This window comes from Glutamicibacter sp. Je.9.36 (genome assembly GCF_051129975.1).
Lineage (GTDB): Bacteria > Actinomycetota > Actinomycetes > Actinomycetales > Micrococcaceae > Glutamicibacter.
The window spans coordinates 281,059-296,812 of sequence record NZ_JBCPSN010000005.1; the positions used below are offsets into that span (position 1 = coordinate 281,059).

Sequence of the window (15,754 nt, forward strand, 5' to 3'; positions counted from 1 at the left end):
CAGAACTGCGCGCGCCCGCGACCAGCTTTCCGCCGCCTACTTCGCCCAGGAAGGCAGGACTTGGCGTCCCCAGGTGGCGTTCGTGACGATGGCGAAGGAGCCGTACCAGGCCAGGAATGCGGTGACCAGGCCCAACCAGCCTCCGAGTTCGTGTATCAGCGTGCTGCCGGTGAAGGCGCCGATAGTCAGGCAGATGAAGGCCGCGGTCAGCATGGTGAACACGGCAACCAGCACGCCATTGGTGCGCAGGGCGGCGACCGTCATGTAGGCGGTGAAAATGGTCCACCCTAGAAGGAATGCACCGAGGCCCGCCGGGCCCGCCGCCTGCGCTACCTCCGGGTTGGTTTCCAGCCACCAGAAGGCCATCCAGAACGCGCCATAGGAAGTGAACGCGGTGGCGCCGAAGACATTGCCTTTCGCGAATTCGATGACGCCAGCAATCAACTGGACCACGCCACCGTAGAATAGGGCAATCGCCAGGACAGCGGCGCCAGCTTCTGGAATGATCCCGGCGTTGGACAGGCTCAGCGCAAAGGTCGTCAGCGCAAAGGCGCCCAATCCCAGTGCCGCGGGGTCAGCCAGGCCCGGCTTGGCCGGTGCGGCTGGTGAGGCGATTCCAATGGGGTCTTCTCGGGTCAGCAGTGCGGTCATGGCGGATACTCCATCGTGTCAGCGGTCAATTCAATCCACGCAAGTGATGCCGATCACTTGCCTTTAGCAGGTATCCTAAATTGATGGTGAGTCGGATCACTACCATCTAAAGGAGGTAGCCGGTGACCACTGATTCTTCACACGAAATAGCCCTTTTGGACCGCACGCTCAATACTTTGGCGGCACGCACCGGCCTGCCAGTTGCCTTTGGCGGTTTCGCCCGGTCCACGGGTACGAAGCTGACTTGTTTCGCAGGAACCCGTACCGGTTCGCTGCGAGGCCTGGTGGTCAAGCCCGGTGAGGGCCTAGGCGGCTTGGCGCTATCGCGGCGTCAATTGGCAGCCACGGATTCGTACCACGAGACCCCGGAAATCATTCACAGCTATGACCGGGAAATTGGCGGCGAGGGAATACTGGCCTTGCTGGCAGTACCGGTCGTGGTTGACGACCAGGTGCGTGCGCTGATCTATGCCGGACTGAGAAACCGCCGGCAGCTGACCGATGGAATGCTGTCCGCCGCCGCAGCAGAGGCCCGCCGGCTCGCCTGGGAACTATCGGTCCATGAAGAGACCCAGAGGCGCATGGCGGTGCTCAGTGCCTCCGAACCGCAAGCCGCGCACCCCTCGGACATGGCATTGAGCCAAGAAGATTTCAATGCGCTCTACACCGAGCTGCGCGATATTGCGCGGATGGTGCAGGATCCGGAACTCGCCGCCCGGCTCAGCACGGCCAGCACGATGCTGCGCCCAGGGCAGGGGCCGGCGCCGCGGGCAATCGACGGCCCCTCGATCCTTTCGCCGCGTGAGCTGGATGTGATTTCCCATCTGGCACTGGGCAAGCGCAACGCCTTGATTGCGACGCATCTGGGATTAGCCGAAAGCACCGTCAAAAGCTATTTGGCCTCGGCCGTGCGAAAGCTGGGTGCCACGAATCGCTTTGATGTGGTGTTGCGCGCTCGCAGCCGGGGCCTGATCCCCTAGGCGGCCATTCCGGGGACCCCGGGACCCGGGCTACGAGCCTCGCAACTGGCTTCAGCCGTTTACCAGCTGTAGAAGCCCTGGCCGGTCTTGCGTCCGAGCTTGCCCTGGGCCACCAGGTCCTTGAGGATCTGCGGCGGAGCGAAACGCTCCCCCAGAGTCTCGTGCAGGTACTGGGCAATGCCCAGGCGCACATCCAAACCGACAATGTCGGTGGTCTTCAGCGGGCCGGTAGGGTGCTTGTATCCCAGGACCATCGCGTTATCGATGTCTTCGGCACTGGCTACGCCGTCCTCGACCATGCGCATGGCTTCCAAGGCGATAGCCACGCCCAAGCGGGAAGAAGCGAACCCGGGAGCGTCATTGACCACCACTGCAGTCTTGCCCAGTGCTTGAACCCATCCGCGCGATGCGTCCACCAGGGTCTTATCGGTCTGCTTGCCGATCACGACCTCGATCAGGGTGGAGGCGGGAACCGGGTTGAAGAAGTGCAAGCCCAGGAAGTTCGCGGGACGCTGCAATTCCTTGGCCAAGCCGCTAACCGACAGCGACGAGGTGTTCGAAGCGAGCACCGCCTCGGCGTTCAGCGCCTGCTCCACGGCCTGCAGGGAAGAAACCTTCAGATCCCAGATTTCCGGAACGGCTTCAACCACCAGCTGCGCGCTGGCGAACTGCTCGTAGTCGGTGCTGGTGGAGAAACGGGCCAAAACCTCTTCGCGGCTTTCGCTGATCTGGCCACGGGCAATGGACTTGTCCACGGATCCGGCTACGCGCTCATAGGCCGCCTGCGCCGCCTCGTCGTCGCGTTCAACAACGAGAACTGCGCTGCCGCTGGTCAAGAAGGCGTGGGCGATGCCTGCACCCATGCGTCCTCCGCCGAGCACGCCCATCTGCTGCGGCAACGCACCGGTGGTGAAGCTGGTTTGTGCGCTCATGGTTACTTCTTCTTTCGATCTAGGAATGCTTGCATGCGGTCGAACTTGGCTTGGGACTCGAAAAGCATGCCCTGGGCCAAGGTATCGATCACCGGATGGACTTCGCGCGGAGCATGGAAGACGGACTTGGTGATGCGCACCGCCAGCGGATCCTGGGCTGCTATGCGATCTGCCAAGGCATCGGCGGCGGCATCCAGCTCGGCAGCCGGATGCAGTTCGGTCACCAGGTTGGCGGCCAGGCATTGCTCGCCGGTGAGCACCTTGCCAGCGAGCAGGATTTCCTTGGCCAGCGGCTCGCCGACCAGTTCCTTCAGGCGCCAGGTGGCGCCTGCGGCGGCCATGATGCCCAGATTCGTTTCCGGGTTGCCCATGCGCAGCTCAGGGGTGCCGATGCGGAAGTCCGCGGCGTAGGCCAGTTCGGCGCCCCCGCCCAGGGCGAAGCCGTCCAGTGCCGCAACCACCGGCATCGGCAACTTGGCGATCCTGTCGAAGATGCCCGAGTTGATCCCGGCGAGCGCGTCATCCCGGCGGCGTTCGCGCAACTGGGAAATATCGGCTCCGGAAGCGAAGATGCCCTTGCGCCCCTTGGGATTCGCTTCGCTCGCTGCCTCTGCGGGGGTGCCAGCCATAATCAGGATCTTGGGATTCTTCTCCAGATAATCGCAGATGGTGTGCAGCTCGTCGACCATGGCCTGGTCAATGGCGTTGCGGACCGCTGGGCGGTGCAGGCGCACCCAGAGGCGGTCATCTGTTTCCGTCAGCTTGAGGGTGGTGAACCCGCTGTTCAAATCGCCCACTTCTAGACGCCTTCCAGCAAGATCGCGGTGCCTTGGCCCACGCCAACGCACATGGTGGCAATGCCCAGCTTGCGCTGCTCGGAAGCCAGCTCCCGTTCCATGCGGCCCAGCAGGGTGATGACAATGCGGGAACCGCTGGAACCCAGCGGATGGCCCAGCGAGATGGCGCCGCCGTCGCGGTTGACGATTCCTGCATCGACCCCCAGCTCGCGCATGCTGGCCAGGGACTGGCTGGCGAAGGCTTCATTGATTTCCATGGCACCGATCTGGTCAATGCCCAGTCCCGCGCGTTCAAGTACCTTGCGGGTCGCCGGGACCGGTCCCATGCCCATGATTTCTGGTTCCAGGCCCGCGGCCTGCCCATCGACGATTCGGGCGCGCGGCGCCAGCCCGTACTTCTTGATGGCCCGTTCGGAGACTACGAGGATTGCCGACGCTCCGTCGTTCAGCGTCGACGCATTGCCAGCAGTGACGACGCTTCCTCCCTTGACTACCGGGCGCAGGGCGGAAAGCACATCCATGGTGGTCCCTGGCCGTGGTCCCTCGTCGGTGTCCACGATGCTCTCTGCCTTGCGTCCCTTGACGGTGACCGGAACGATTTCATCGCGGAAATGCCCGGCCTCGATGGCGGCAATGGCCTTGGCGTGGGATTCGACGGCGAACTGGTCGCAATCCTCACGCGAGATGTTGTAGACGCGGGCGACTTCCTCGGCGGTTTCCGGCATCGAGAAGGTGGCTTTGCCATCGCGCGAGTACTGGCCGGAGAGGAATTGCGGGTTGGTGAAGCGCCAGCCGATGGAGGTGTCGAAGGTTGCCCCCGGCTTGGCGAAGGCCTTGGAAGGCTTTTCCATGACCCAAGGTGCCCGCGACATGGATTCGGTGCCGCCGGCGATCACGATGTCCGCGGCGCCGGCCTTGATCATGTGGCTGGCCATCGTGATGGCGCTCATGCCCGAGGCGCAGAGGCGGTTGACCGTGATGCCCGGGACGGTCACGGGCAGGCCGGCCAGCAGCGCAGCCATGCGGGCAACATTGCGGTTCTCTTCGCCCGCGCCGTTGGCGTTTCCGTAGATGACTTCATCAACGTCGGCCGGATCGATGCCCGCGTCTTCAATGACTCGGCGAATAGTCAGCGCGGCCAGGTCATCGGGGCGCACGGCACTGAGCGCACCTCCATAACGGCCTACCGGCGTGCGTGCTCCACCTACGAGAAATGCCTCGGTCATCTGTGCTCCTTATGCCAAAATGGTTAGTGACCCTCAACACCTAAACTTACCGACCATTCGTTCAATAATAAAGTCGCGGGTCGCCGGATTTTCACAATTGACCATTTCCAGCCCGCCGGCACCACACGGCCGGGCCACGGGCCAACCCCCGTTCTGTCCGCAATTGCGGACAATCAATTCCATGTCAGTGGTTGATTTTGAAAATTGATTCGAATAGCCTCTGGTATTTAACCGACTCCGGGGAACGCCCGGATCGTGGACCGCGGCCAAGGCCATGAATTCCTACCTGGCCTTAGGGCGATCGGTCGACGGAAAGCTGAAAACAACGGAGCAGCAATGCAACCGGAACATAGCCAGCCAAACGACAACTCGAATGCACATAATTTCACTCCCGACCTGGACCATGACATCGGGCCGGACATGAACACGCAAGAAGGCCGGCAAGAAGTTCGCAAGGCCACCGCGGCATCGGCCATGGGCAACATGACCGAGTGGTTCGACTACGGTGTCTATGCCGTGGCCGTCACCTACATCACCGCCCATTTCTTCCCCACCGAGGGCGGCACCTTCATGGCCCTAGCCACCTTCGCCCTCTCCTTCCTGGTCCGCCCGATTGGCGGCCTGGTCTGGGGCCCGCTGGGCGACAAGCTGGGGCGCAAGAAAATCCTGGCCTTGACCATCATCATGATGTCGCTGGCCACCTTCCTCATCGGCATCCTGCCAACCTTCGAAGCCATTGGCGTCGCCGCTCCAATCCTGCTGGTGCTGCTGCGCATGGTCCAGGGCTTCTCCACCGGTGGCGAGTACGGCGGCGCGGCAACCTTCATGGCCGAGTATGCGCCCGATCGCAAACGCGGCTTCTTCGGTTCCTTCTTGGAATTCGGCACCTTGGGCGGTTTCGCCCTCGGCACCGCCGTGATGCTGGGCTTGCAGGTGGTGCTCAGCGAGGAAGCCATGATGGCTTACGGCTGGCGTATCCCATTCTTCCTCGCTTTGCCCATGGGCCTGATCGGCCTGTACCTGCGTAGCAGATTGGAGGACACACCGGTCTTCCAGGAGATGGAAGAATCCGGCGAAGCCCAGCAGGGCGGGTCGCTCAAGGAACTGGTATTCACCTACTGGCGCCCCATGCTGACCATGACCGGACTGGTCATCGCGCTGAACGTCGTGAACTACACGTTGCTCAGCTACATGCCGACGTACCTGGAAACCCAGTTGGGGCTGGACCCCAACGCTTCGCTGGCCACCATCCTGATAGGCGAGGTGGCCATGATGGCCGTTATTCCGTTTGCGGGCTCGCTTTCGGACAAGGTCGGACGCAAGCCAATGTGGTACGCCTCCGTCATTGGCCTGTTCGTGCTGGCAATACCGATGTTCTGGCTGATGGGCAAGTCCTTCGCCTGGGCCATTGTCGGCTTCGCCGTGCTGGGTCTGCTCTACATTCCGCAGTTGGCCACGATTACCGCGACGTTCCCGGCGATGTTCCCTTCGCAGGTGCGCTTCGCAGGATTCGCGATTACCTACAACATCGCTACGGCGGTCTTCGGCGGCACCGCCGCGATGGTCAACGAAGCGGCCATCAATGCCACCGGTTTCCTGCTCTTCCCGGCCATCTACATGATGGCAGCGTGCGTGATTGGTGCGATCGCCATCAAGTTCATGCCGGAGACCGCCGGCGCTTCGCTGCGCGGCACCGCGATTCCCGATGCCTTGGACACCGGCATCCTCGCCACGGTGCAGCGGGATGAAAACCGAACGTCCTGAGCCATCCAGCCGCCAAGGGGGCGCATCAGTTGAACTGCTCCCCTTGGCGGCTGGCGCATTGTCGCTGGCGGCCTAGAAATCGATGCCCACCCGGGCGTGCTTGCGAGCAAAATGCCATCCGCCCCACAACAGCAAGGCGAACACCGGAATTGTGGCGATCGTGTACAGCCCCACCGGGAAGACCTCGCCATTTTCCCCGGTCAAGGTATCGAAAGAAATCAGGACGGTGATAACCAGCAAGGAAATCAATCCGACCCAACCGGTAATGGGCGACCCGGGCATGGGCAGCGAGGAAACAGAGCCCTTTTTCTTGCGCAGCATGAGCTGGCATCCGAAAATCGAGGCCCAGGTGAACAGCACGCCGATGGATGCGGTATTCAAGGCAAGGTCGAAGGCGAAGGAATCACCGAGCCAGATGTTCAGGATGACGCCGGCAAGATAGACCACGCCCACGGTGATAATGCCGGTGGACGGAACAAAGTGCTTGTTCATCTTCGCGAGCCACTGCGGTGCATGCCCGTTGCCGCTCATGGTGCGCAGGATGCGGCCGATGGAATACAGGCCCGAGTTGCACGAGGACAGCGCAGCGGTAATCACCACCAGGTTCATCGCGCTGCCAACCCAGCCCAGGCCCATCTTCTCGAAGACCGTGACAAACGGGCTGACCCCGGATTCGTATTCGTTCCATGGCAGCACCATGGCCAGCAGGGAGACGCTGCCTACGTAGAAGACCAGGATGCGAACAACCACCGCACGGATTGCCGATGGAACTTCCTTTTCCGGGTTCTCCATCTCTCCGGCGGCAATGCCCACCAGTTCAATGGCGTTATAGGCGAAGATCACCGAGTTCAGAACCAGGATGCTGACGAAGAAACCACGGGGGAACATACCGCCCTCGCCGTTCTCATCGCCGATGAAGAGGTTGGCCACCGACGCGGTGTGGTCTCCCACCTGTGCGTTGGTCACCACCATGTATGTCCCCACGGCCAGGAACAGGACGATCGCGGTCACCTTGATGCAGGCTGCCCAGAACTCGAATTCTGCGAAAGCCTTGGCGCTGAAGAGGTTGATGGCCACCAGCAGCAGCAACGCGCAGAACGCGGAAACGGTTACCGGAACATTCGGGAAGAAATACTGGAAGTACAGGCCGATGGCGATCAGCTCGGCAATGCCGGTCATGATCCAATTCAGCACGTACATCCATCCGGAGATGAAGGCGCCTTTGGGGCCGAAGAGCTCAGCCGCATACGAGACGAAGGAACCGGAAGTCTGGCGGTATCATGATCAGTTCGCCCAGTGCCCGCATCAGCAGGTAGGCCAATGCGCCAGCTACCAGATAGGACAGCACCAGCGCCGGACCGGTCGAGGCCAGGCGCCCGCCGGAGCCCATGAACAGGCCCACACCGATGGCTCCGCCGATCGCGATCATCTGGACGTGGCGGCGGCTCAGGGATTTCTTGTAGCCCTCGGCGCTGATTTCCGGGGTTGCCGGGCGATGCTGACCAGATGGCATAGATGAACTCCTGACCTACGGACGCGTTCAATGAATCCGTGCAAAAATCGTGAAATGAATCCGGTGATTCACTGGATGGTCCAAGTCGTACGGGCGGGGATTCCACGCGCAACCGCGAGTCGGGCCGTGAAAAGTCTACTCCTCCTTTCTTAGAGTTCCGGACGAAACCGACTAGCATTCATAGGGTGAGTAGCCTGAATAATTCCGCATTGCCCGAGAAGGTCTCCGATGTCTTCGATCCAACGCGCTGGCGCGTGGTCGAGGGATTCGACTTCACCGACATCACTTACCATCGCCAGGTCCAGCGAGCCGACGATGGAAGCATCGTGCGCGACCTTCCGACCGTGCGCATCGCTTTCGACCGCCCCGAGGTGCGCAACGCCTTCCGCCCGCACACCGTGGACGAGCTGTTCCGCGCCATGGACCATGCCCGCATGACCAGCGACGTGGCCACCGTCCTGCTGACCGGCAATGGCCCCTCGGAAAAGGACGGCGGACACGCATTCTGCTCCGGCGGCGACCAGCGCATCCGCGGCCGTGACGGCTACCGCTATGCCGAAGGCGAGACCCGCGAATCCATCGACCCGGCGCGTGCCGGGCGCCTGCATATCCTGGAAGTCCAGCGCCTGATGCGCACCATGCCCAAGGTTGTCCTCTGCGTTGTCAACGGCTGGGCTGCCGGTGGCGGCCATTCGCTGCACGTGGTTTCGGATCTGACCATTGCCTCGAAGCAGAACGGCAAGTTCAAGCAGACCGACGCTACCGTCGGTTCCTTCGATGCCGGATACGGTTCGGCATTGCTCGCCCGCCAGGTCGGGCAGAAGACCGCCCGCGAAATCTTCTTCCTTGCCCGCGAGTACTCGGCCGATGACATGGTCCGCATGGGCGCCGTCAACGAGTCGGTAGAGCATGAACGCCTCGAAGAGGTGGCCCTGGAGTACGCTGCCGACATCGCCCGCCAGTCCCCGCAGGCCATCCGCATGCTGAAGTTCGCTTTCAACCTGGCCGATGACGGCTTGGCCGGCCAGCAGGTCTTCGCTGGCGAAGCCACCCGCATGGCGTACATGACTGATGAGGCAGTAGAAGGACGCGACGCGTTCCTGGGCAAGCGCGACCCGGATTGGTCCAACTACCCTTACTACTTCTAATCTTCCGCGACGGAACGAGGACCGGATATGGACGAACAACTCTCTGAACTGCTCGCAGCCTTGGCTACGGCAGCCAATGACGGGGGCCCGGCTGTTGAGGTATTGCTCGATGAGGGCAACCCCAACGGCTGGCGCATCGAGTACTTGGCGCCACAGGACCTGCCAGGTTTCGAGCAGCCCATGGCAGTGGTGCGGACTTCCGGTTCCACCGGCCGGGCCAAGCGCACGGTGCTCAGCGTTTCGGCGTTGGCATCCAGTGCGCAGGCCACGGCCGAGTTCCTCGGCTTCGAAGGCCAGTGGCTGCTGGCCTTGCCGGTGCACTATGTCGCGGGGCTGAGCGTGCTGACGCGTTCATTGTTCGCCGGCACCAAGCCCGTGGTGATGGACACCGAGGGCAGTTTCTCGGCCACGGCATTCACCGAAGCCGCCAATCAAATGATCGACTCCCGCCGGATCACCTCGCTGGTTCCAACCCAGCTTGCCCGGCTGCTGGATAACCCGGCGCCAGAAACCTTGCAGGCGCTGAAGCGTTTCGACGCCATCCTCTTGGGCGGCGCGCGAGCCAGCAAGGACCTGCTGGTCAGCGCCCGCCACCATGGGCTGAAGATTTTCCAGACCTATGGGTCCTCGGAAACTTCCGGCGGCCTGGTCTACAACGGCACGGCCCTTCCCGGCGTGCAGCTGGCAGCGCATGAGGGGCGCATCTGGGTCGCCGGCCCCATGCTCGCCGACGGATACGCCAACTCCCCCGAAGCCACCGCCGAGCACTTCATTGAACGCGATGGTGTCCGCTGGTACGTCACCGATGACCTGGGCACCGTTGAAAAACAGCGCTTGAAGATCATCGGACGCATCGATGATGTGATCAATACCGGGGGCATCAAGCTTTCGGCATCGAAGATTGAAGGGCTGCTGGAAGAATTCTTCACGCAGGCAATCGTGGTCCCGGTACCCGATCCGCAATGGGGCCACAGCGTCGGCCTGGCCTATGCGGGCCCGACCAATACCGCCGATGCCTTCGAAGCGGTGCGCCGGACCTTGGGCAAGGAAGCGGTGCCCAAGCACGTGCGCCACTACCCTCTTGGCTTGCCGCAGCTGCCTAATGGCAAGTTCAATCGACAGCTGGTCATCGAAGAACTGGCCGTTCGCGACTAGTCTCGATTCGCCTTGCACGCCTAATCGCGGGAAACTAGAGGGTACGAGTTTCCGCTTGCCCTGAAAGGACAGAAAGTGGCCACACTTTCCCAGTGGGTTTCTGGGGCGCGTTTGCGCACCTTGCCTATCGTCATTGCCCCGGTTGTCATCGGTACCGCAGCCGCGCTGGGCGAAACTGGAACCGTTCATTGGTTCCGTTTCGTCTTGGCTCTGCTGGTGGGCCTGCTGCTCCAGGTCGGAGTGAACTACTCCAACGACTACTCGGACGGCATCCGAGGCACCGATGACGAACGCGTCGGCCCGCTGCGCCTGACCGGTTCCAAGCTCACCGAGCCGAAGAACGTGCGCAATGCCGCTTTCGGCTGCTTCGGGCTAGCCGCCATCTTCGGCCTCGTGCTAGTCATCATTTCTTCCTCGTGGCCGCTGCTGCTGGTAGGCGTCGCCGCGATCTTCGCCGCTTGGGGCTACACCGGCGGCAAGAACCCGTACGGCTACCGCGGCTTGGGCGATATTTACGTTTTCATCTTCTTCGGCTTGGTCGCCACCTTGGGTACCACCTTCACCCAGATCAACCAGCTGACCATGGCTTCGCTGTGGGGTGCCATCGGCACCGGCCTGATTGGCTGCGCCCTGCTGATGGCCAATAATGTGCGAGACATTCCTACCGATAAAGAGGTGGGGAAGATTACCTTGGCGGTGCGCCTTGGCGAACACAATGCCCGCTTGAGCTACGTGCTGATGCTGGCGGTAGCCATCCTGCTCCCCTTGCTGGCCACCAGCGCCTTCCCGTGGATGTGGCTGGTCCTGCTCACCTTCGTTCCTGCAGTGGCACCATCGCTGCTGATGCTTCGCGAGCAGCAGCTGCCAAAGCTGGTGCTGGTGCTCAAGCAGACCGGCATGGTCAATGTCGTGTATGCGGTGCTCTTCTCCTTGGCTATCGCCATCGAGGTTTTGGCCTAGCCACCGCTGCAGAAGGAAAAACGAGATGGGCTGGCCGGATCAATTGATCCGGCCAGCCCATCTCGTTAATTGTCCTGCCGGCCATGCGTGAATGGCTGGGCTATGCAGTTCGAGGTGAACCTGCGTGGGAAAATTTACTCGGCGCCGGGGGCCTGCTTGCGCTGTGATTCGTCGAATTCATCCTCAACGGCTTCATCAGCTAGCTGCATCCTGGTCTTGTTTGCCGAGGTCTTGTTGAAAGCGTTGCGGATATCTTCGTTCGCCTTTAGCCGAAGTTTATTGAAGAAAAGGTAGGCCACCGCGAAGGCCACGACCAGGCCAATAATTCCGGAAACGAAGATTGGCCACTTCATACCTAACCAGAGGCCCAAGAAAACGGCTAGGAATATGCCTAGGCGGATAACGGTATATTTCACAAACTGCATAGTCTCAAGTCTACCGGTGAACCTGTGAACAGGATTATCACTAGAATGGAAGCATGGTCCGCTTATTGATTTTCGCCGCAGTGGTTTCGGTTGCTTTGACGATTTATACCCTGATCGAATGCGCTCGTGCAGAACGCCGCAGCATTCGTTCATTGCCTAAGCCTGCGTGGATTGCGGTCGTCATCCTCCTTCCGCTCATCGGAGCCGGTTTGTGGTTCCTCCTAGGTCGCCCTGTTGCGTCAAATGGCGCCCCTGCACAGAAGTCCATGGCTCCGGACGACGATGAGGATTTCCTGCGCCAGCTGGAGGTCTGGCGCCGCCAGCAGCAACGTGAAGCCGACTCGAGGGCGCGTGAGCAAGACCTCACGAAACGTGAAGACGAGCAGAAGGCCGATGGCGAGAAACCAGCCAAGCCTGAGGCCAAGGAACCGAAGCCAGGTGCAGAACGCAAGAACAAGCCAGAAGGCACCGACAGCTCTTCGTCTGAAACCGAATAACCCCCTAGTTCTGCCGGGATCCCGGCAACCAGCCCAGCACGCGTGCCAGCGCCGCTGGGCTTTTTCATGCCTAGTGGGAACTTCGGGCATTCTTGCAGGCGGCCCGGGGCGCGGGGCTTCCTCTACGGGCGCTGGAGGGGCGGACGGGGGCAGGCGCCGGTCAGTGCCCCGCGCTTGAGTACCAGGGCCTGCAGCGAGCGCTTAAAGTACTGCGAGCGGCCTCCCCGCTAAGGGGAAACCGCTCGCAGTGCTGGATTCTGGGGAACTAGACTCCGGCGTAGGAGTGCAGACCGTCGAAGAAGATATTCACGATGGTGAAGTTGAAGACCACGCACAGGAAGCCGATGATCGACAACCAGGCCGAGCGTGGGCCCGTCCAGCCACCGGTGGCACGGGCGTGCAGGTAGCCTGCGTAGACAACCCAGATCACGAAGGACCAGACTTCCTTTGGATCCCAGCCCCAGTAGCGGCTCCAAGCAGCCTCAGCCCAGATCGCACCAGCGATGACAGTGAAGGTCCACATCACGAAGCCGATGGTGTTGATGCGGTAGGCGAAGTTCTCCAATGCGCCGGCACCTGGCACCACGCGCATGAAGGGCAGCTTGTCGTCCTGTCCAGCGGCCAGCCGGTTCATGCGAGCATGCTGTACCAGCTGCAGCACATTCATGGCGAAGCTGATGGCGAACAGTGCCGACGCCAGGACGGCGATGGAGACGTGAATGACGATCCATGGCGACTGCAGGGCAGGAACGAGGTGGCCAACCGGTGTCGGGAAGCCGATGGTGGCACCGCACAGCATCAAGGTGACCAGGCCGGAGATGAAGGATCCCATGAAGCGCAGGTCCTTGAAGATCAGCACCAGCAAGAAGACCAGAGCCACCAGGAATGCACCGGTGGACAGGAACTCGTACATGTTGCCCCAGGGCACTCGGTGCGCGGCTATCGCACGGGAAACCACGGCACCGCCGTGCAGGGCAGCGGCCAGCCACATCAGCACCACGGCAATGCGAGCCGTGGGGCGCTTGGCCGACAACTGCGTGTACTCCATCTTGTCGGTCACGATATGCTCGCCGACGTTGTCGGCACGCACAGCGGCACCCCGGCGCGAACGGGGCTTGGTGCCCACGGCGCCGCCGGCGCTAACCAGCAGTTCCTCGTCGCGCTTGAGCGCTTCGGAATCCATTTCGCTGATGGACTTGTTGGTCTTTGCCAGGTCCAAGGCGAAAATGATGAAGACCACTCCGTAGACCATGGCGGCCAGCAGCATGAACAACTGGCTGTATTCACCCAGCGTTTCATTGATTGGCGCTAATGCCCCAGCGTTATCCATTTACTGCTCCTTGGTTCTGCTCCTGGCTTGCCAATGGCCAAGCCTTGTCAAAGATCTTCTGTAGTTCTGCAGCTTCGCGTTCCAGACGCGGATCCTCGCCACGTGCCAGCAGTGCGTACTCGATACTACGCTTGCCGTTTTCTTGTTTCAGCTTCACCCAGACGCGGCGACGCGGGGTGAACAGCGAGACCGCAAGGCCGATCAGCGCCAGACCTGAGAAAATGCCGATTGGCAGCTTGCCCGGGTCATGATTGATGTCCAATGCGACAAAGCGCTTGAGGTCTTCAAAGGTAATCGAGCCCTTGCCGTCGGGCAGTTCGTAGGTCTGCCCCGCTTCGAGGATGATGCCGCCGGCATCCAAATCCCGGCTGTTCAGCGGTTCCATCTTCTCCGTGTCCAAAACGAACACGTTTTGCGGGTTGCCGTCGTCAAGGCCCAGATCCCCGAAGTACGAGTTCAGGTGCAGCTGGGGGTTGATGGCGTTGGGGTCGCCCGAGATGCCGAAGCCGTTCTCATCCACTAGTGCGGTTGGCAGCAAGAAGCCCTGGAAGCCCAGCTGCGATGGCTCGGCGTCCGGAACCTTCAGCACGAACATCGAGGTGTAGACCGAATCCTGCGGAATGGAAACCGCCGGGCCGGAATAGGAGACGTTGCCGTTGCCATCCTTGACGGTGATCACCGGGGCGTAGCCATTGCCGACCAGGTAAACGTCACCGCCGCTGATGCGCAGCGGATGGTTGACCTTCAGCTCCTGCTTCACTGGCTCGGCTTCGGCCGATTCGCGCACCTTGACGTGGGCGGTGAAGTCCAGCGGCTGTCCGAAATGCGATTCGGATTCGCGGTCGAAGATGATGTCGAATTTGTCCAGCGTCACAGCAAGGGGCGGCAAATTGTCGGCATTGAAGCCGGTGCCCGGGGTGAAGGAGTCGTAGGCCACCAGCGAATTCACGAAGGTCTCCCCCTCGACAACCACGCGCTGCCCGGTGTAGCCCAGGGCTCCGCCGATCGCGGCCGAAGCCAGTACACCCATCAGCGAGATGTGGAAGAGCAGGTTGCCGATTTCGCGGGTATACCCGCGCTCTGCGGCAACCGAGGCCCCGGTGGCATCCTCGCGGCGCTCGACACGGTAGCCGCGCTTCTTCAGGATCCTGAACGAATCCTCGATGACCTGCTGGTCATCGGGCGTATCCGTCTCGCCTTCCAGAATTTCATGCGAGCTGTACTGGGGCAGTCGTTCCAGGCGCACCGGGGTCCTCGGCGGCGGGGTGCGCAAGGCTTTGGCGTGCTTCTTCACACGCGGGATGATGCAGCCAATCAGCGAGACGAACAGCAAGATGTAGATCGCGGAGAACCACACCGATGAATACACTTCGAACATCTGGAAGCGATCCAGCCATGGACCAGCGGTGGTGTGCTGTTCCAGGTACTGGGCTACAGATTCGGGGTTGGCGTCGCGCTGCGGGAAGATCGATCCCGGTACCGCAGCGACGGCGAGCAGCAACAGCAGGAACAAGGCTGTTGGCATCGATGTCAGCTGGGTCCAGATCCAACGCATGGAACCCATGAATCCCAGAGCAGGCGCGTCGCCAGTTCCCTTGGAATTCCGTTGTTGTTTCGCCATTAAATTGGCAACCTCACTTCATTGGCAAACCAGTTTTGCAGTTCTGCTACCCATGTTCCCCACAGACCGGTCACCATGACCAGTCCCAAGGCAATGAGTAGTCCCCCGCCCAAACGCATGATGAAAACCTGGTGCTTGCGGAAGAACGCCAGCGCCTGCATGCCGCGCTGCAACCCCATTGCAATCAGGATGAAGGGCAAGCCCAATCCGAGGCAATAGAACACAGTCAGCAGCGTTCCACGCCCTACGTTCGCGTCCACACCGGTGGACATGATCAGTACCGCACTCAAGGTGGGGCCGATGCACGGTGCCCACCCCAGGCCGAAGGTCAGCCCCAGAACCGGGGCACCCCACAGGCCTGCAGGCGGTTTCCTGTGGATCTTGCGGTCACGCTGCATCCAGGAGAAGCCGCCCATGAACACGATGCCCATGAAGACCACGACCAGGCCCAATGCCTGGGTGACCCAGGAGCCGTTGAACCTGAGCCACGCGGAGGCCTGGCTGAAAAGCACGCCCGCTGCGATGAAGACCACGGAGAATCCCAGGACAAAGAGCAGTACGCCGGAGACCACGCGGCCGCGTCGGTGCTCCTTCAGATCCGCACCAGTCAACCCGGTGACGTAACCGAGATAGCCCGGCACCAGCGGCAGGACGCAAGGCGAAAGGAAAGAGACCAGCCCGGCCAGCAGTGCTACTGGGGCAGCCAGCAGCAACGACCCGTCCAGGACGATGTCGGCAAAGGGATTAGTGGTCAC

Annotated in this window: 14 protein-coding genes and 1 pseudogene; 6 read left to right on the forward strand and 9 right to left on the reverse strand. The window is 61.5% G+C overall.

Features of this window, described 5'->3' with window-relative positions; genetic code table 11:
* Window positions 1-36 precede the first annotated feature (36 nt).
* On the reverse strand, window positions 37-651 hold the full coding sequence (locus tag AAZQ98_RS14130; RefSeq protein WP_434693132.1) for an acetate uptake transporter: 615 nt from the start codon (window positions 649-651) through the stop codon (window positions 37-39).
* A 122-nt stretch (window positions 652-773) separates the two neighbouring features.
* Between AAZQ98_RS14130 and AAZQ98_RS14135 the strand changes: the two genes are divergently transcribed.
* Complete coding sequence (locus AAZQ98_RS14135; RefSeq protein WP_434693134.1) at window positions 774-1,631, forward strand: LuxR C-terminal-related transcriptional regulator; 858 nt, start codon at window positions 774-776, stop codon at window positions 1,629-1,631.
* Between the two features lie 59 nt (window positions 1,632-1,690).
* Here the strand turns inward: AAZQ98_RS14135 and AAZQ98_RS14140 are convergent, their stop codons facing one another.
* Genes AAZQ98_RS14140 through AAZQ98_RS14150 form a run of 3 tightly spaced genes read right to left on the reverse strand, consistent with a single transcriptional unit; the run spans window position 1,691 to window position 4,586 of the window.
* Window positions 1,691-2,563, reverse strand: a complete 873-nt coding sequence (locus AAZQ98_RS14140) for a 3-hydroxyacyl-CoA dehydrogenase family protein (protein ID WP_434693137.1) — start codon at window positions 2,561-2,563, stop codon at window positions 1,691-1,693.
* Between the two features lie 2 nt (window positions 2,564-2,565).
* Complete coding sequence (locus AAZQ98_RS14145; RefSeq protein WP_332594626.1) at window positions 2,566-3,360, reverse strand: enoyl-CoA hydratase/isomerase family protein; 795 nt, start codon at window positions 3,358-3,360, stop codon at window positions 2,566-2,568.
* 2 nt (window positions 3,361-3,362) lie between these two features.
* Window positions 3,363-4,586 (reverse strand): thiolase family protein, encoded by a 1,224-nt coding sequence (locus AAZQ98_RS14150; protein WP_105656942.1) that lies wholly within the window; start codon window positions 4,584-4,586, stop codon window positions 3,363-3,365.
* Between the two features lie 336 nt (window positions 4,587-4,922).
* On the opposite strand from AAZQ98_RS14150, the gene AAZQ98_RS14155 reads away from it, so the two are divergent.
* A complete protein-coding gene (locus tag AAZQ98_RS14155; RefSeq protein ID WP_434693142.1) occupies window positions 4,923-6,350 on the forward strand; it encodes an MFS transporter in 1,428 nt (475 codons plus the stop codon).
* Between the two features lie 72 nt (window positions 6,351-6,422).
* Here AAZQ98_RS14155 and AAZQ98_RS14160 read toward each other — a convergent pair.
* Window positions 6,423-7,863: pseudogene (locus tag AAZQ98_RS14160) on the reverse strand (amino acid permease).
* Between the two features lie 185 nt (window positions 7,864-8,048).
* Here AAZQ98_RS14160 and AAZQ98_RS14165 point away from each other — a divergent pair.
* The 3 genes from AAZQ98_RS14165 (at window position 8,049) to AAZQ98_RS14175 (ending at window position 11,126) form a co-directional block, all read left to right on the forward strand.
* Window positions 8,049-9,011 (forward strand): 1,4-dihydroxy-2-naphthoyl-CoA synthase, encoded by a 963-nt coding sequence (locus AAZQ98_RS14165; RefSeq protein WP_402695857.1) that lies wholly within the window; start codon window positions 8,049-8,051, stop codon window positions 9,009-9,011.
* Between the two features lie 27 nt (window positions 9,012-9,038).
* Window positions 9,039-10,166 (forward strand): AMP-binding protein, encoded by a 1,128-nt coding sequence (locus AAZQ98_RS14170; protein ID WP_434693146.1) that lies wholly within the window; start codon window positions 9,039-9,041, stop codon window positions 10,164-10,166.
* 75 nt (window positions 10,167-10,241) lie between these two features.
* Entirely contained in the window at window positions 10,242-11,126 is an 885-nt protein-coding gene (locus AAZQ98_RS14175; RefSeq protein WP_332502785.1) for a 1,4-dihydroxy-2-naphthoate polyprenyltransferase, read from the forward strand.
* A 134-nt stretch (window positions 11,127-11,260) separates the two neighbouring features.
* Here the strand turns inward: AAZQ98_RS14175 and AAZQ98_RS14180 are convergent, their stop codons facing one another.
* The gene (locus AAZQ98_RS14180; RefSeq protein ID WP_434693148.1) at window positions 11,261-11,704 is read right to left on the reverse strand and encodes a DUF4229 domain-containing protein; all 444 of its coding nucleotides are present in this window, start codon (window positions 11,702-11,704) and stop codon (window positions 11,261-11,263) included.
* On the opposite strand from AAZQ98_RS14180, the gene AAZQ98_RS14185 reads away from it, so the two are divergent.
* On the forward strand, window positions 11,605-12,048 hold the full coding sequence (locus AAZQ98_RS14185) for a PLD nuclease N-terminal domain-containing protein (protein WP_434693151.1): 444 nt from the start codon (window positions 11,605-11,607) through the stop codon (window positions 12,046-12,048). The two genes, AAZQ98_RS14180 and AAZQ98_RS14185, sit on opposite strands and share 100 nt — an antisense overlap.
* 265 nt (window positions 12,049-12,313) lie before the next feature.
* Here AAZQ98_RS14185 and ccsB read toward each other — a convergent pair whose 3' ends face one another.
* Genes ccsB through AAZQ98_RS14200 form a run of 3 tightly spaced genes read right to left on the reverse strand, consistent with a single transcriptional unit; the run spans window position 12,314 to window position 15,754 of the window.
* Window positions 12,314-13,378 (reverse strand): c-type cytochrome biogenesis protein CcsB, encoded by a 1,065-nt coding sequence (ccsB, locus tag AAZQ98_RS14190; RefSeq protein WP_105656949.1) that lies wholly within the window; start codon window positions 13,376-13,378, stop codon window positions 12,314-12,316.
* Complete coding sequence (gene resB, locus AAZQ98_RS14195) at window positions 13,371-14,999, reverse strand: cytochrome c biogenesis protein ResB (protein ID WP_434693156.1); 1,629 nt, start codon at window positions 14,997-14,999, stop codon at window positions 13,371-13,373. The genes ccsB and resB overlap by 8 nt, the downstream gene beginning before the upstream one ends.
* Window positions 14,999-15,754, reverse strand: a complete 756-nt coding sequence (locus tag AAZQ98_RS14200; protein WP_332485938.1) for a cytochrome c biogenesis CcdA family protein — start codon at window positions 15,752-15,754, stop codon at window positions 14,999-15,001. Before AAZQ98_RS14200 ends, resB begins: the two co-directional genes overlap by 1 nt.

Excerpts from the sequence above, each read along its gene's own strand:
- AAZQ98_RS14130 (WP_434693132.1), bottom strand. The coding sequence starts at position 651 with ATGACCGCACTGCTGACCCGAGAAGACCCCATTGGAATCGCCTCACCA.
- AAZQ98_RS14140 (WP_434693137.1), bottom strand. The coding sequence starts at position 2,563 with ATGAGCGCACAAACCAGCTTCACCACCGGTGCGTTGCCGCAGCAGATG.
- AAZQ98_RS14150 (WP_105656942.1), bottom strand. The coding sequence starts at position 4,586 with ATGACCGAGGCATTTCTCGTAGGTGGAGCACGCACGCCGGTAGGCCGT.
- AAZQ98_RS14155 (WP_434693142.1), top strand. The coding sequence starts at position 4,923 with ATGCAACCGGAACATAGCCAGCCAAACGACAACTCGAATGCACATAAT.
- AAZQ98_RS14170 (WP_434693146.1), top strand. The coding sequence starts at position 9,039 with ATGGACGAACAACTCTCTGAACTGCTCGCAGCCTTGGCTACGGCAGCC.
- AAZQ98_RS14185 (WP_434693151.1), top strand. The coding sequence starts at position 11,605 with ATGGTCCGCTTATTGATTTTCGCCGCAGTGGTTTCGGTTGCTTTGACG.
- AAZQ98_RS14180 (WP_434693148.1), bottom strand. The coding sequence starts at position 11,704 with ATGAACGAATGCTGCGGCGTTCTGCACGAGCGCATTCGATCAGGGTAT.
- ccsB (WP_105656949.1), bottom strand. The coding sequence starts at position 13,378 with ATGGATAACGCTGGGGCATTAGCGCCAATCAATGAAACGCTGGGTGAA.
- resB (WP_434693156.1), bottom strand. The coding sequence starts at position 14,999 with ATGGCGAAACAACAACGGAATTCCAAGGGAACTGGCGACGCGCCTGCT.